The sequence below is a fragment of the Streptomyces canus genome (assembly GCF_001514145.1).
In the GTDB taxonomy this organism is placed as follows: Bacteria; Actinomycetota; Actinomycetes; order Streptomycetales; family Streptomycetaceae; genus Streptomyces; species Streptomyces canus.
Genome location: NZ_KQ948662.1, coordinates 18,692 through 34,404 on the forward strand (window position 1 = coordinate 18,692; position 15,713 = coordinate 34,404).

Sequence of the window (15,713 nt, forward strand, 5' to 3'; positions counted from 1 at the left end):
TGCTGCGGTGAGGGGGCTCAGGCGAGGCGGACACGGGGGTCGACGAGGCCGTAGACCACGTCGACGACCACGTTGGCGAGCACGACGAAGGTGGCCGCGAAGAGCGTGGTGCCGAGGATGACGGGCAGGTCGGAGTTCTGCACCGAGTCGACCGCGAGCTTGCCGATGCCGTTGATGCCGAACACCGACTCGGTGATGACCGCGGAGCCGCCGATCAGCGAGCCGACGTCCATGCCGAAGATGGTGAGGATCGGGGTGATGGCGGCCCGCAGGCCGTGCTTGAGGACGACCTTGCCGCTGGACAGGCCCTTGGCCCGGGCGGTGCGCATGTAGTCCTCGGCGAAGACCTCCAGCATGGAGGAGCGGGTGAGCCGGGTGTACAGCGCGAGGTAGACGATGACCAGGGTGGCCCACGGCAGGATCAGACCCTCGAACCAGGCGCTCGGGTCCTGGGTGATCGGGGTGTAGCCGGAGGCGGGCAGGATCTGCCACTTGTCGACGAACAGGTAGAGCAGCAGCAGCCCGACGAAGTAGATCTGCACGGAGACACCGAGCAGGGCGAGTCCCACCGCCGCCTTGTCGGCGGCCTTGCCCCGGCGGACGGCGGCGAGCGTGCCGAGGCCGACGCCCAGGATAAGGAAGAACACCGCGGCGCCGAGCCCGAGCGAGAGGTCCGCGGGGAAGTCGCCCAGCAGGGTGCTGAGGACGGGGGTGTCGGTCTGGAAGGAGATGCCGAGGCAGGGCGCGCCGCAGTGCACGCGCAGGCTCTGGTCTCCGTAGTCACGGCCGACGAAGAGGCCCTTGAAGAACTCCCAGAACTGGGTGAGGAAGCTCTTGTCGAGCCCGAGCGAATGCTTGATCTCGGTCAGCCGGGAGGGCGAGCAGGTCTTGCCGCAGGCCAGGAGTGCGGGATCGGACGGCAGCGCGAAGAAGATCACGAAGGTGATCACGGTGATCACCAGCAGGATCGCGGCCGCTGCCAGCAGGCGCCGGATGAGGTAACGAACCATGTCGTGCTGGACCCTGACGTGAGAGGGGGTGCCCGCCGGCCGGGGACCGCCGGCGGGCCGAGGAGGGGTGCGTCAGCTCTTGACGTACACGTGGACGAGGCTGGGCTCGGCGAGGATGGTGTCCGGGATGACCCCGCCGACCTTGGAGCCCGCCAGTTCGCTGAAGTTCATGTACATCAGCGGGACCACCGCGGCGTCCTTCATGATCTGCTCGTCCAGGGCGCCGTAGGCGGCGTTGGCCTGCTTGACGTCGGTCATCTTGGCGATCTTGTCGATCTGCGCGTTGACCGCGGGGTCGTTCAGGTACGCCAGGTCCTGGTTGGACTGCGGCAGCTTGGCGATCTGCCGTCCGTCGAAGAGCACGGGCAGCACGGTGGAGGCGTTCGGCCAGTCCGCGATCCAGTCGCCCCAGGTCAGGTCGTACTGGTTCTTCACGTTGTCGATGTTGCTGAAGTAGTTCGCCGCGTCGATCGGGGTGATGTTCACGGTGATGCCGATCTTCCCGAGCGAGGTCTTCACCGCGTCACCGAAGTGCTCCAGGGTCGGTGTGTTCTCCACCGCCAGCGACATGGTGAGCTTGGGGTTCCCGGCCTGCTTCATCAGCGCCTTGGCCTTGGTGAGGTCGCCCGCGGGGTTGGTGCTGTAGAGGTTGAACTTCTGGTAGCCGCCGATACCGGGGCTGATCATGGTGCTCGCGTAGTCGCCGTACGCCGAACCGCCGAACGCGCCGCGGACGGTGGTCTTGTCGATCGCGTCCTCGATGGCCTGACGGACCTTCAGGTCCTTGACCCGGGTGGTGTTGATCGCGAGGTAGTTGATGCCCGGGGCCGGGATCTTGTAGAGGCGTGACTTCAGTGACGGGTCGCTGGAGATCGTCGTCAGGTCGGAGCCCGCGATCGGCCACTGCATGATCGAGGTCTGGGCGGTGCCGGCGTCGGACTTGATCTGCTGGTCGATCGCCGACTGGTCCTGGCCGAGTTTCACGTCGATCTCATTGACGTTCTGCTGCCGGATCGGGTCGGTCGACTGCTTCCAGTGCGTGTTCTTGACGAGGACGACTTCCTTGTTCTTGGTGTACGACTTGATCATGTACGGCCCGTCGGACCAGACGTGTGTGTCGTACGTGGCCCCCGTGTCATGGGCCTTGGGCACCCCGGACCAGCCGGGCATGGCGGTCGTCTCGTTGAAGTCGGCGACGGGCTGGCCGAGATGGAACACGATCGTGGACGCGTCGGGCGTCTGGATGGAGGCGAGCTCCTTGCCCGAGTAGGGCCCCTTGTAGGAGGAGCCGCCGACCAGCCACTGACTGGCGTACGGCGGACCGCCGTTGATGTCGGGCGAGAAGGTCCGCTCGACGCCGTACTTGACGTCCTGCGCCGTGACCGGCGTGCCGTCCTGCCACACGACGCCCTTGCGCAGGTGGAAGGTCCACACCGTGTCGCCCTCGCTGGGCGTTCCGGTGTCGGTGGCCAGATCGCCGACGAGCTTGGGCTGGGAGCCCGTCTCGTCCCATCCGGTCAGGGTGCGCACGATCTCCTGGTCCATGCTCGAACCCTCGGTCGTGTAGGTGCGCTGGGGGTCGAGGTGGTCGAAGTCGGCGTGGTCGAGGACGGTCAGCGTGCCGCCCTTGGTCGGGGAGCCGCTCCCGGTGGTGCTGGAGGAGCCCCCGCATGCGGTGGCCCCCAGGGCGATCGCCACGGCGGTGGCCGCGAGCGCGATCGAGCGCCTTCTGCGCGTCATTGGGTGATACTCCGTTTCTTTTACGGCTCGGCGGTGCGACCCGAGTGGGGCCGTGCGTGCCGGTGTTGAAGGGGACCGCGTCAGCTTCGGGCCGCGCGGGGATCGAGGGCGTCCCGGACTCCGTCTCCGAGGAGGTTGAGCCCGAGGACGAGGACCAGGAGCAGGACGCCGGGGACGAACAGGTACATCGGGTCCTGGAGGAAGTACTGGGAGGCGTCCGACAGCAGCGCCCCCCAGTCCGGGTTGGGCGGGATGACACCCACGCCGAGGTAGGACAGGGCCGCCTCGGTGGTGATGTTCTGCGGGACGGCCAGCGCGAAGGAGATCAGGACCGGGGCCCACAGGTTCGGCAGCAGTTGCCGGAAGAGGATGTGCCACCGGCCGGCGCTCATGATTCGCGCGGCGTCGACGAACTCCCGTTCGCGCAGCGACAGGACCTGCCCGCGCACCAGCCGGGCGGTGTAGGCCCAGGCGAACACCGCGATGTTGAGGACGAGGACCAGCAGCCGGAGGTTCTCGTCGGTGCCGCCGTGGCTGTTGGTCTGCATCGCGTTCTGGATGACCGGGGTCAGCGCGATGATGAACAGCAGCTGCGGGAAGGCCAGCATCACGTCCATGATCCGCGACAGCACGGAGTCGACCCAGCCGCCGGAGTATCCCGCCGCGAGGCCCGCCACGACACCGACGACGGTGGACAGCACGGCCGAGGCGAAGCCGACGAGGAGCGAGGTGCGCAGGCCGTAGACGATCCGGGCGAACAGGTCGTAGCCCGTGCCCGGTTCGACCCCCAGCAGGTGGGTGAGGCCTATGCCGCCCAGGGCGCCGCGCGGGAAGTTGCCGGTGTCCGGGTCGATCGCCTTGCCGTCGGGGGTGATCGGCCCCCAGCCGGTGATCGCCGTCAGGACCGGAGCCAGCAGCGCGACCAGGATGAACAGGACGGTGATCACGAACGCGATCAGGGTGACCTTGTCCCGTCTGATGCGCCGCCAGGCCATACGGGCGGGCGAACGCCCGGTGATGACCGTGCCGTCGCTCCGCGGGTGCGGCGACGGTTCACCGGCCTGCGTGGTGCCGGTGTCGGCGGGCATCGGCTGCTGTTGCGTCGTCATCGTGCGGACGTCCCGGGTATGTGCTGGGGCTGGCGCGGAGTTTTCGCCGTCGCCGGCGGACAGGGTCTCGTCATGGGGCTGTTGGTTCCCTGAGGGAAGGCGTCGGTCGCCGGCCGTTGTCGGCGCCGTGAGACTGAGCGGACTGTCGCAACACGCCGAGAGGCCGGTCAAGGCAGGAATTGACCGAAAAGGGGATTGTTTGCGCTCGTTGCCAAGAGTTGACGAGGGCGGGACGTTTCGTTAGCTCTGGCATGGAGGTATCGCGACGATTCCCTTGGCGGGTTCTCGCCCTCCGCTTGCCTGAGTCGAACATGCCTCGAACGTGGCGAAGCCCCGTCGGCACCGCATGCCGACGGGGCCTCCCCGGACGTCAGCCGATCGGAACCCCGGCTTCCAGGTACAGCGCGGCCCCGCGTTCCCTGGCCCGCAGCGCCCACCGCAACCGCTCGTAGCGCACCGGCGGCAACAGGCCGGCGGCCTCTTCCTCGCTGGCGAAACACCAGCCGCGCAGTTCGGGACCGGGCAGCAGCACCGCCCGAGCCCGGTCGGCGTCGAGCCGGCCGCCGTCGAAGAGGAGGCGCAGTCCGCCGTATCCGGGAGGCGCGGGCGGCTCCCAGTCGACGACGAGGAGACGCGGTACGTCCTCCAGCTGAATGCCGGTCTCCTCGGCGACCTCGCGCACGCCGGCCCGGGCAGGCGCCTCGCCGGGCTCCACGACACCGCCGGGGAACTCCCAGCCGGCTTTGTAGGTGGGATCGACGAGCAGCACCCGGTCCTGCTCGTCGAAGAGGAGGACCCCGGCGGCCACGGTCTCGGCGGTGGGCTCGGGGGTCTGCACGATGTCGCACACCGGGACGGTCCCCGCGCCGAGGTCCTCGGCGATGCGGGCGGCCGTCTCGTACGGGGTAAGCGCGCCGGTGTCGATCAGGTGAGCGTCGGCGGTGAGCCAGGAGGCGAGGGCGGCCCGGTAGGGCTCGATGTGGCCGTACGCCCAGTGCCCCTGCCCCATCTCGCCGGGCGGCAGGGTCGGCGGGGTCCCCCGCCCGGCTATTCGCTCGCGCAGGATCGTTTCCGCCGGAGCGAGGAGAACATGCCGGACGGCGATCCGGCGGGCGGCGAGGCCACCGAAGATCTCGTCGCGGTACTCCTGGCGCAGCAGGGTCATGGGGACCACGAGGGTCCCGCCGAGCTCGGCGAGCATCGCGGCCGCCGTGTCGATCACCAGACGTCGCCAGATCGGCAGGTCCTGGAAGTCGCCGACCTCGGTGAGGTGCTTGGGCGGCAGCAGACGCACGACCGCCGCGCCGATGTCCTCGGGGTCGAAGAGCGTGCTGTTCGGGATCAGTTCGATCAGTTCCCGTGCGGCGGTGGTCTTCCCCGCACCGAACGCGCCGTTGATCCAGACGATCACGGACTCCCCCTCTTCTGTTTGGCCCCCTGAGGCTTGCCCGCTCCACCCTGCCACGGAAACCAGCCGCAGATGAGGGCGCACGAACGCGGCACCGGGGCCCCTGTGGACGAAGGGCCCCGGCGCCGCGGTCCGCGCAGGTCTCGTCAGCCGTTCCCCCCGAGGGCGGACCCGTCCACACCGTCCAGACTGTCGCTGGCGACGGTGTGGTCGAGGGTGCTGACGGTCTTGTCGACATCGACGTGGTCGAGGTCCTCACCCAGGGCGTGCGAGGGAGTGACCGCCGCGACGACGAAGCCGGTGGCGAGGGAGGCGATGGCGAGCATGCTGCGCTTCTTCATGGCCTGATCAACGTCGTCGGACCGAATGGGTCACGCTGCCGTACGCCGTGCCGCTCTCTTCCACCACAGTCCAACACGTCCTACCTTTAACCCACACCGAATGACGCGTACATGCCGTCATCGCACCTTCTGCCGGTTCGGAGGAACGTAACGATGCGTCACCTTCACACCCGCACAACTCGCCGAAGGACGGTCGCCGCACTCACCGTGCTGCTGTTGGCGGTGCCCGGGGCTCCCGCCGTCGCGGACGAGGAGGGGCCGGCGTCACCCGCACTGGCCGACGGCCTGGCCCTCACCCCGCCGATGGGCTTCAACAACTGGAACTCCACCCACTGCCGGGCCGAGTTCAACGAGTCCATGGTCAAGGGGATCGCGGACATCTTCGTCGAGAAGGGCCTCAAGGACGCCGGGTACCAGTACGTCAACCTCGACGACTGCTGGGCCCTGCCGGCCCGGGACGCGGACGGCAAGCTCGTCCCGGACCCGGTCCGCTTCCCGAACGGGATCAAGGCCGTCGCCGACTACGTGCACTCCAAGGGCCTCATGCTCGGCATCTACACCAGCGCGGGCACGAAGACGTGCAGCAACGTCGGTTTCCCGGGCGCCCTGGGCCACGAGTACAGCGACGCACAGCAGTTCGCCGACTGGGGCGTCGACTACCTCAAGTACGACAACTGCAACAACCAGGGCGTGGACGCCAGACTGCGCTACACGACCATGCGCGACGCCCTCAAGGCGACCGGCAGACCCATCGTCTACAGCATCTGCGAATGGGGCCAGAACAAGCCCTGGGAGTGGGCCGCCGACGTCGGACACCTGTGGCGCACCACCGGCGACATCAGCGACACCTGGGGCTCGATGCTGTCCATCCTCAAGCAGAACCTGCCCCTCGCGGCCCACGCGGGCCCCGGCCACTGGAACGACCCCGACATGCTGGAAGTCGGCAACGGCGGCATGACGGCCACCGAGTACCGCTCGCACTTCTCGATGTGGTCGGTCATGGCGGCCCCTCTGCTCATCGGCAGCGACCTGCGCACGGCCTCCGACGAGACCTTCGAGATCCTCGGCAACAAGGAGGTCATCGCCGTCGACCAGGACCCGCTGGGCAAGCAGGGTTCTGTCGTCTCCTCCGAGGGCGGACGCCGGGTCGTCGCCAAGGAGATGAAGGACGGCAGCCGCGCGGTCGCCCTGTTCAACGAGACGGGCAGCCCGCAGCGCATCGCCACCACCGCCGCGGCCGTCGGCCTGCCCGACGCCGCCGCGTACACCCTGCGCGACCTGTGGCAGCACAAGAGCTACAACACCGCGGGCACCATCTCGGCGACCGTCCCGGCGCACGGAACGGTCCTCGTACGGGTCGCTGCCGACCGCAGGTGGAACCAGCACCCACCCGCCGTGGAACTCGGCCTGGACGGCAGTCCGTTGGTCCAGGCCGGCACGCGGGCCCCGCTGACGACGACCGTCACCGACCTGGGACGCACCCCGGCCCGGCAGGTCTCGGTACGGCTGTCCGGCCCCGGGGGGTGGGCCGTGAAGCCGACCTCGCCGACCACCTCCAAGGCCCTGTCCACGGGCCGCTCGCTGCGCACGACGTGGACGGTCACCGCTCCACAGGGGACGCCGACGGGGTCGTACGACCTGACACTCAAGGCGAGTTACCGCTCACCGGCCGGTCTCCGGGTCGAGAACGTGCTGCCGTTCACCGCGACCGTAGTGGTGCCGCCGCCGGCCGGGACCTCGGATCTCGGTGACCTTCCGTGGCTGTCGGCCGCCAACGGCTACGGACCCGTGGAACGCAACACCAGCAATGGAGAGAGCGCCGCGGGCGACGGTCATCCGATCACCCTGGGCGGGGTGGTCTACGCCAAGGGGCTCGGGGTGCACGCGGAGAGCGCCGTCGAGTACTACACGGGCGCGGCCTGCGAGACCGTCACCGCCGACGTCGGCGTCGACGACGAGAAGGGCGCGAACGGCACCGTCGCCTTCGAGGTCTGGGCGGACGGCACCAAGGTGGCGTCCACCGGCGTCCTCACCAACGCCCTCCCGGCCGAGCCGCTCACCGCGGACATCACCGGCGCCCGGCTGGTCCGGCTCGTCGTCACCGACGGCGGGGACGGCATCGACTCGGACCACGCGGACTGGGCGGACGCGCGGTTGAGCTGCTGACGGCGCCTGGCGGCCGGGTTCGCGGACCCGGCCGCCAAGTGAACGTTTCTGCCGACATCGCCGGCGCCTCGCACCACCCCGGCGTCAGACCGCCGCTGCCGTGTCCGCCTGCTTCGCGAGCGCCGCCGCGGCCGCGCCGACCAGCCCCGCGTCCGTGCCCATCTGGGCGGGCACGATCGTCAGGCGCTGGACGAAGGAGAGGGTCGCGTAGTCGCCCAGGGCCTTGCGCAGCGGTTCGAAGAGGACGTCACCCGCCTTGCCGACCCCGCCGCCGATGACGGCGATGTCGATCTCGACGAGGGTCGCGGTGGCGGCGATACCGGCGGCGAGCGCCTGGGCGGCCCGCTGGAAGGAGGCCACGGCGACCGGATCGCCGCCCCGGGCCGCGTCGGCCACCGCGGCGGCGGACGTGTCACCGTCAGGACCGGGCCGCCAGCCGTTCTCCAGCGCGCGCCGGGCGATGTTCGGACCGCTGGCTATGCGCTCCACACAGCCGCGCGCACCGCACGGGCACGGGTCGCCGTCGAGGTCGACGCTGATGTGCCCGATGTGCCCGGCGTTGCCGGTGGGCCCGGCGTGCAGTTGGCCGTTCAGCACCAGCCCGCCGCCCACACCGGTCGACACGACCATGCACAGCGCGTTGTCGTGCCCCCGGGCAGCGCCCTGCCAGTGCTCCGCCGCCGTGATGGCCACACCGTCTCCGATCAGCTCGACGGGGAGCCCGCCGGCCGCCGCACGCACCCGGCTGACCAGCGGATAGTCGCGCCAGCCGGGCACGTTCACCGGGCTCACGGTGCCGGTGGAGGCGTCCACCGGGCCAGCGCTGCCGATGCCGAGGGCGCCCGCGCGCCCCCACAGCGGCGAGTCCGTGAGCTCGCCGAGGGTCTCCTCGACGGCGCGCATCACGGTGTCGCCGTCCTCCTGCGCGGGCGTGGCGCGCTGTGCCCGGAGCAGGATCCGGCCGTGGCCGTCCACCAGCGCTCCGGCGATCTTGGTGCCGCCGATGTCGAGCGCAGCCACGAGGTCGGTGTGCATCAGTGTCAGTTCTCCCCGGTCAACCTTGAGGAATGGACAGGCGGTCTCGCGGTGGGGCGCAGGCCGACAGATTGCGGTGGACAGTGTCTCCCGCTTCTGACAACGTTGTCCAGGCTCTATGCTCGACGCCACATCCTCATACAAAATCATGGACCGCCACATCCCCGTCGACGACAGGACAGGACGCCGTATCGTGCCCGACACCCACAGCCGAGCAGACCGCCTCGCCACGACCCGGTACGGCAACCGTCCGACCATGAAGGACGTGGCCGCGCGGGCCGGCGTCGGGCTCAAGACGGTCTCCCGGGTGGTCAACGGCGAACCGGGGGTCACACCCGAGACGGAGCACCGGGTGCGGGAGGCCATCGAGGCCCTCGGCTTCCGCCGCAACGACAGCGCGCGCGTCCTGCGCAAGGGCCGTACGGCCAGCATCGGCCTGGTCCTGGAGGACCTCGCCGACCCGTTCTACGGCCCCCTCAGCCGCGCGGTGGAGGAGGTGGCCCGGGCCAACGGCGCTCTGCTCATCAACGGCTCCAGCGCCGAGGACCCGGAGCGCGAGCAGGAACTGGTGCTGGCGCTGTGCGCCCGGCGCGTGGACGGCCTCGTGGTCATCCCGGCCGGTGACGACCACCGTTATCTGGAGCCGGAGCTGAAGGCGGGCGTGGCCACGGTGTTCGTGGACCGTCCGGCGGGCCGGATCGACGCCGACGTCGTCCTCTCCGACAACTTCGGCGGTGCCCGCGACGCCGTGGCCCACCTCATCGCCCACGGCCACCGGCGGATCGGCTTCATCGGCGACATGCCCCGCATCCACACGGCCGCCGAGCGGCTGCGCGGGTACCGGGCCGCCATGGAGGACGCCGGCATCGAGGTGGCGGACGCCTGGACGTCGCTGGGCGTCACCGACCCGGTGCGGGTGCGCGGAGCGGCCGAGGGGATGCTCGCCGGCCCCTCCCCCGTCACCGCGATCTTCACCGGCAACAACCGGGTGACGGTCACCGTGGTCCGTGTCCTCGCCGAACACACCCGCCGAGTCGCCCTCGTCGGCTTCGACGACATCGAACTCGCCGATCTGCTGCAGCCGGGCGTCACGGTCGTCGCCCAGGACGCGGCTACGCTGGGCCGTACGGCCGCCGAGCGGCTGTTCCGCCAGCTGGACGGCACGCTGCTGACGCCGGAGCGGATCGAACTGCCGACCCGACTGATCACCCGGGGCTCGGGCGAGCTGCCGCCGGCGGACTGAGCTGCCATGGACGACTTCAGCCTGGAGACCCTCGGTCTGGCCGAGGCACCTCGCGATCACCCGCTGCTGTATCCCGGCGCCTGGCCGGCGGACTCGGCGCTGCTCGACGGTGACCGGCTGGTGCCCCTGCCCCACGACCGGCTGGTGCACGAGGACCGCGCTCCCCTCCTCGCGGTCGGCTCCAACGCCAGTCCCGGCCAACTGCGGCACAAGATGGCCGAGTTCGGGATCACCTCGCCGATCCCGATGGTGAGGACACGGGTGACCGGCGTCGACGTGGGCGTGTCCGCGCACGTGAGCCGCATGGGATACGTGTCGGCGTCTCCCTTCCACGCCCCGGACGCCGTACGGGAGTTGTTCGTCATCTGGCTGGACGCCGAGCAACTGGCGATCATCGACGCGAGCGAGGGGGTGCCGCTGCCGAACGGCAACTACGGGCGCGCCTGGCTGCCCTCCCCCGAGGTGCGGGTCGAGCTGCCGGGCGGCGTGACCCTGCCGGGTGTCCACTCGTACGTCAACCGCCACGGCGTCCTGCACGACGGCACCGGCACCGCGCGCATCCACCCCGGCCAGCGGGAGCTGCTGACCGAACTCCTCGTGGGGTCGGCCCGGTTGCGTGAGCTGTTCGGCGTCACGCCGGAGGAGTTCGTGGCACGGGCCCGCGCCGACCGGCAGCTGTGCGCGGCGGGCACAAGGCTGTTCGCCGAGGAGAAGCGGGTCACGGAGTCCGGCCTGGAGCGGTACGTGACGGTTCAGCAGACCGGGAGTCCCGGCACCGGCTCGTCGTTGTTCCCGCCCTTGAGGTAGACGTCGCTGACATAGACGCCGGTGTTGCCGCTGTCGTCGTCCGTCTTCGCCCACCAGACGTTGGTCCACTCGCCGGACGTCTCGCGGCGGCCCAGGTTCGACTGGCAGTAGAAGTAGTTGGTGCCCGCGTTGAGGACACCGGCCTCGGCGCCGGAGGCGGTGTAGGACGTGGCGGTCTTCCAGACGGTGCAGTTGTACTTGCCGCCACCGATGGCGGTGCAGGCCGGGGCCGGGGTGCCGGCGCCGCCGTCCCCGGTCGTGCCTCCGTCCCCGGAGCCGCCGGAGCCACTGCCGCCGGACGAACCGTCCGAGCCGCCGCCCCCTGAGGTGCCACCGCCGGAGGAGTTGGCCGTGGCGGACGCGGAGGCCCGGCTCGTGGGCTTGGATCCCCCGTCGTCGCCGGACGTCTCCTCCGCGCTCGGGGTCTTCTTGTCGTCCCCACCCGTGGGCTCGGGACTGCTGGACCGGTCGGCGTCGGTGCGGGCGGAGGTGGAGGCCTTCGCCGTGGTGACGGTCGGGGTGGGACGGGCGTCGGCCTCGGCGTCACCCGAGTTGTTCAGCACGGCGACCGCTGTTCCGGCCACCGCGAGAACGACGGTGACCGCCGCGGCGACGAGCAGGACACGGCCCTTGCGACGGGACCGGGGCGCGGTGGTCATGGGGCCCGTCGGGAGCGGGTCGTGGAGCCCGGACGGCCCGTGACCGTGAGCCGGTGGCCCGGGTTGCCCCGGGCCACCGGTCCGAGAGGCGAACACGCCGGGGCCCTGCCCCGGCAGACCGGCCGCTCCGGGCGCACCCTCCTGGGAGCCGGACGCCACCCACCACGGCGCCGGGGCCCCGGCAGCAGCGTCCGGGGTGCCCTGTCCTGGAGTCCCGGGCTCGGCGGCCGCCGCGGGCGCGGTCGGTTGCGCGGCCACTGTCCCCGCCGTTTCGTGCTCACCGGGACCCTGGCCCTGCTCAGCCCTCTGCGCCGCCGACGGCCTCGTCGGGTCCGTCGGCCCGGGACCGGCCGATGCCACCGGCGCCGCCGGAGCGTCGGGTGCCGTCTCGGCCTGCTCCGCCGAACCCGGCGTACCCGTCGAAGCCGCCGTACCCCGCAAGGTCGTCGTAGGGCTGTCCGGCCCGGCCCCGTCCGCCACCGCCTGCAGCAGCCCGCGCGCCTCCACGGCCCCCGGGCGCGCCTCGGGACGCTTGTCCAGCAGGCGCTGGAGAACCGGGCCGAGGGGGCCGGCACGGCGGGATTCGGGGAGCGGTTCGCCGACGATCGCAGTGAGCGTGGAGAACGTCGACGTACGGCGGAACGGCGAGGCTCCCTCGACCGCCGCGTACAGCGTGGCGCCCAGGCCCCACACGTCGGAGGCCGGTCCCGGATCGGCACCCTGGGCGCGCTCGGGGGCCATGTAGTCCAGGGAGCCGACGAGATGACCGGTGCGGGTGAGGTTCGTGGCCGAGCCGTCGCCCGGATCGTCCATGGTGGCGATGCCGAAGTCGGTCAGCAGGACGCGGCCCGAGCGGTCGAGCAGGATGTTGCCGGGCTTGACGTCCCGGTGCAGTACGCCGGCTTCGTGGGCGGCGGCCAGCGCGTCCATGACCTTGGCGCCGATACCGGCCGCCTCACGCGGGTCGAGGGGGCCGCTCTTGCGCAGTACGGCGTCCAGGGACGGCCCGTCGACCAGCTCCATGACGATCAGCGGACGCCCGTCGACCTCGGCCACGTCGTGCACCGCGACGACGCCGGGATGCCGTACCCGGGCCGCCGCACGCGCCTCCCGCTGCATCCGCAACCGCAAATCCGCGAGTTCCGGGCCGTCGGCGTCGGTGTAGGTGCGCAGTTCCTTGACGGCGACCTCGCGGCCGAGGACCTCGTCGACGGCCCGCCAGACCACGCCCATGCCGCCGCGACCGAGCTGGGCCACGACACGATAACGCCCGGCCAGCAGCCGACCGGCGTCGTCCTGGCCCTTTCCGTTGGTCTCCCCCGAAGACACCGCTGCCCCGTTCCTGTGAACACGTCAATGCGTGCCGTACAGACTACGGGGCAGGGGTGACGACTTCAGCCGGTGGTTGCGACCGTGACAGGGTCGCTACTTCTCCGCCTGCTTCGTGCTACTTCGTGGAGACGGTCAGGTCACCGCGCCGGGGCGCCGCGTAGCCCTCCAGGTCGGCGCGGGTCAGCCCCGTCAGCCGGACCACCTCGGCGATGTCGAGGGCGCCGCAGTCGAGACCGCGCAGCAGATAGCCGCTGAGCGCCTTGGCGGTGGCCGGCTCGTCCATGACGTCGCCGCCGACCCGGCCCGCGTACCGGGCAAGTCGGCCGGCGGCCTGCTCGAAGCCCTCCCGGTAGAAGGCGAACACGGCCGCGTACCGGGTGGGGAGGTGGCCGGGGTGCATGTCCCAGCCCTGGTAATAGGCGCGGGCCAGCGCCCGGCGCGTCAGGCCGTAGTGCAGTCGCCAGGCGTCGTGGACCTTCGCCGTCGGGCCGACCGGCAGGACGTTCGTGGAGCCGTCCGAGACCCGTACGCCGGTGCCCGCGGCCGCGACCTGCATGATCGCCTTCGCGTGGTCGGCGGCGGGGTGGTCGCTCGCCTGGTGGGCGGCGGAGACGCCGAGGCAGGCGCTGTAGTCGAAGGTGCCGTAGTGCAGTCCGGTGGCGCGGCCCTCGGCGGCCTGGATCATACGAGCGACGGTGGCGGTGCCGTCGGTGGCGAGGATGGACTGGCTGGTCTCGATCTGGATCTCGAAGCCGAGCCGGCCGGAGTCCAGTCCGTGGGCCTTCTCGAAGGCCTCCAGGAGCCGGACGAACGCGGTGACCTGCTCGGCGTAGGTCACCTTCGGCAGGGTCAGCACCAGCCCTTCGGGCAGATGGCCCGCCGCCATGAGGCCCGTGAGGAAGATGTCGAGGGTCCGGATGCCGCGGTCCCGGACGGCCGCCTCCATGCACTTCATGCGGATGCCCATGTACGGGGCCGCCGTGCCGTTCTTGTACGCCTCGGCGATCAGCCGTGCCGCGCGGGCCGCCGTCTCGTCCTCCTCGGCGTCCGGGCGCGGGCCGTAGCCGTCCTCGAAGTCGACGCGCAGGTCCTCGATCGGCTCGTGCTCCAGCTTGGCCCGCACGCGCGCGTAGACGGGCTCGGCGAGTGCGTCGGACAACCCGAGGACGGCGGCGAAGGACGCGGCGTCCGGGGCGTGTTCGTCGAGGGCGGCGAGGGCCTTGTCACCCCAGGACCGGATGGTGTCGGAGGCGAAGGCGTCACCGGGGACGTAGACGGTGTGCACGGGCTGGCGGGTGCCGGGGTCTCCGGGGTAGCGGCGCTCCAGTTCGGCGTCGACCGGCGCGAGGGAGGCGCTGATCTCCTCGCTGACGGCACCCGCGAGGCTCGTCGCCACCTGCTCCTGCTGGCCCTGACCCATCCCACATCCTCCAGTTTTCCGCTCTACGGAATCAACAATCCGTAGAGCGAAGTTATCCACGAAGCCTCCGGACGGTCAACACCCCGTCCACAGCATGAGCCACCGCGTTCATTCGAGGCGCCGAGAACCCCTACGCCCTCTACCGCACTCCGGTTCGAACATTCATCCTGTCCCGTCGGGAGGGAACAACATGTCGGACACCCACAGAATGACGCGTCGCATGGGCCTCAGAACCGCCATGGCCGCCGCCGTCACCGTGCCGCTGATGGGCACGCTGCCGGCCTCCGCCGCCAAGCCGACCAACCGCCGACTCGATGTCATGACGTTCAATCTCCGCTTCGCCAGCACCTCCGAACCCAACAGCTGGGCCGCCCGCCGTCCGGTGATGCGCCGGCTGTTACGTCAGGAGGCCCCTACCCTGATGGGCACCCAGGAAGGCCTCTACCAGCAACTGCGCGACATCCACGCCGACCTCGGACCGCACTACGACTGGATCGGCACCGGCCGCGAGGGCGGCAGCCACGACGAGTCCACGGCGATCTTCTACGACACCCGGCGCCTGGCCCCGGTCGAGCACGACACGTACTGGCTCTCCGACACGCCCAGGGTCATCGGCTCGAACACCTGGGGTGGAGCGCTCCCCCGGATCGCCACATGGGTCCGCTTCCGGGACCGGGCCGCCGGCGGACGGGAGTTCCACGTCCTCAACACCCACTTCGACCATGTGGGCCAGTACGCGCGCGAGCGGTCCGCTGAGTTCCTCGGCCAGAAGATCGCCGAGTTCGACCGCTCGTCACCGGTGGTGGTGACCGGCGACTTCAACGCCACGGCCCACGACAACCAGGCGTACGACACCCTGCTCGCCACGGGTCTCGTCGACACCTGGGACGCCGCCGTGGAACGCGGCAGGCAGTACGCCACCTTCCACGGCTACCAACCCCTCACCCCCGACGGCGACCGCATCGACTGGATCCTCACCTCGCCCGGCGCCACCGTCCACCGGGCCTCGATCAACACCTTCGCCATGAACGGGCAGTTCCCGAGCGACCACCTGCCGGTGCAGGCCACGCTCACCCTGGGATGAGCCGAGGCCCCCGCGACCGCGTCGGCGGTCACGGGGGCCTCGTACGCCCGGAGCGGGATCAGCCCTTGCGGGTGTTGATCTCCTCGGTGAGGGCGGGGACGACGTCGAAGAGGTCGCCGACGACGCCGTAGTCGACGAGGTCGAAGATGGGGGCCTCGGCGTCCTTGTTGACGGCCACGATGGTCTTGGAGGTCTGCATGCCGGCGCGGTGCTGGATCGCGCCGGAGATGCCGTTGGCGATGTACAGCTGCGGGGAGACGGACTTGCCGGTCTGGCCGACCTGGTTGGTGTGCGGGTACCAGCCCGCGTCCACCGCGGCCCGGGAGGCGCCGACGGCCGCGCCGAGGGAGTCGGCGAGA

13 protein-coding genes are annotated in these 15,713 nt (G+C 70.8%); 4 read left to right on the forward strand and 9 right to left on the reverse strand.

Annotated elements, in window-relative coordinates:
• Positions 1-17 precede the first annotated feature (17 nt).
• From AQJ46_RS22650 to AQJ46_RS22670, 5 genes are all read right to left on the reverse strand, one after another.
• The gene (locus AQJ46_RS22650) at positions 18-1,010 is read right to left on the reverse strand and encodes an ABC transporter permease (RefSeq protein WP_059207347.1); all 993 of its coding nucleotides are present in this window, start codon (positions 1,008-1,010) and stop codon (positions 18-20) included.
• 72 nt (positions 1,011-1,082) lie between these two features.
• Entirely contained in the window at positions 1,083-2,750 is a 1,668-nt protein-coding gene (locus AQJ46_RS22655) for an ABC transporter substrate-binding protein (RefSeq protein WP_059207348.1), read from the reverse strand.
• Between the two features lie 80 nt (positions 2,751-2,830).
• Positions 2,831-3,859, reverse strand: coding sequence for an ABC transporter permease (locus AQJ46_RS22660; protein ID WP_059207349.1), 1,029 nt, complete (start codon positions 3,857-3,859; stop codon positions 2,831-2,833).
• A gap of 370 nt (positions 3,860-4,229) precedes the next feature.
• The gene (locus tag AQJ46_RS22665; RefSeq protein WP_059207350.1) at positions 4,230-5,270 is read right to left on the reverse strand and encodes an NUDIX hydrolase; all 1,041 of its coding nucleotides are present in this window, start codon (positions 5,268-5,270) and stop codon (positions 4,230-4,232) included.
• 143 nt (positions 5,271-5,413) lie between these two features.
• Positions 5,414-5,608, reverse strand: coding sequence for a hypothetical protein (locus AQJ46_RS22670; protein WP_057609722.1), 195 nt, complete (start codon positions 5,606-5,608; stop codon positions 5,414-5,416).
• 153 nt (positions 5,609-5,761) lie between these two features.
• Here AQJ46_RS22670 and AQJ46_RS22675 point away from each other — a divergent pair, with 153 nt between their 5' ends.
• On the forward strand, positions 5,762-7,774 hold the full coding sequence (locus tag AQJ46_RS22675) for an NPCBM/NEW2 domain-containing protein (protein WP_059207351.1): 2,013 nt from the start codon (positions 5,762-5,764) through the stop codon (positions 7,772-7,774).
• An 84-nt stretch (positions 7,775-7,858) separates the two neighbouring features.
• Here the strand turns inward: AQJ46_RS22675 and AQJ46_RS22680 are convergent, their stop codons facing one another.
• Entirely contained in the window at positions 7,859-8,809 is a 951-nt protein-coding gene (locus AQJ46_RS22680) for an ROK family protein (RefSeq protein ID WP_059207352.1), read from the reverse strand.
• A 193-nt stretch (positions 8,810-9,002) separates the two neighbouring features.
• Between AQJ46_RS22680 and AQJ46_RS22685 the strand changes: the two genes are divergently transcribed.
• Together AQJ46_RS22685 and AQJ46_RS22690 are read left to right on the forward strand one after the other, a co-directional pair.
• The gene (locus AQJ46_RS22685; protein WP_059207682.1) at positions 9,003-10,052 is read left to right on the forward strand and encodes a LacI family DNA-binding transcriptional regulator; all 1,050 of its coding nucleotides are present in this window, start codon (positions 9,003-9,005) and stop codon (positions 10,050-10,052) included.
• 6 nt (positions 10,053-10,058) lie between these two features.
• Complete coding sequence (locus tag AQJ46_RS22690) at positions 10,059-10,859, forward strand: hypothetical protein (protein WP_059207353.1); 801 nt, start codon at positions 10,059-10,061, stop codon at positions 10,857-10,859.
• On the opposite strand, the gene AQJ46_RS22695 is transcribed toward AQJ46_RS22690, so the two are convergent.
• Entirely contained in the window at positions 10,805-12,847 is a 2,043-nt protein-coding gene (locus tag AQJ46_RS22695) for a serine/threonine-protein kinase (RefSeq protein ID WP_059207354.1), read from the reverse strand. The two genes, AQJ46_RS22690 and AQJ46_RS22695, sit on opposite strands and share 55 nt — an antisense overlap.
• A gap of 118 nt (positions 12,848-12,965) precedes the next feature.
• Complete coding sequence (locus AQJ46_RS22700) at positions 12,966-14,270, reverse strand: DUF6986 family protein (protein ID WP_059207355.1); 1,305 nt, start codon at positions 14,268-14,270, stop codon at positions 12,966-12,968.
• A 220-nt stretch (positions 14,271-14,490) separates the two neighbouring features.
• Here AQJ46_RS22700 and AQJ46_RS22705 point away from each other — a divergent pair, with 220 nt between their 5' ends.
• Positions 14,491-15,354: an endonuclease/exonuclease/phosphatase family protein gene (locus AQJ46_RS22705; protein WP_404828473.1), complete on the forward strand. Its 864-nt coding sequence runs from the start codon at positions 14,491-14,493 to the stop codon at positions 15,352-15,354.
• A gap of 58 nt (positions 15,355-15,412) precedes the next feature.
• Here the strand turns inward: AQJ46_RS22705 and AQJ46_RS22710 are convergent.
• Positions 15,413-15,713, reverse strand: a 301-nt coding sequence (locus AQJ46_RS22710) for an electron transfer flavoprotein subunit alpha/FixB family protein (RefSeq protein ID WP_167368221.1), incomplete at its 5' end; no start/stop codon positions are given.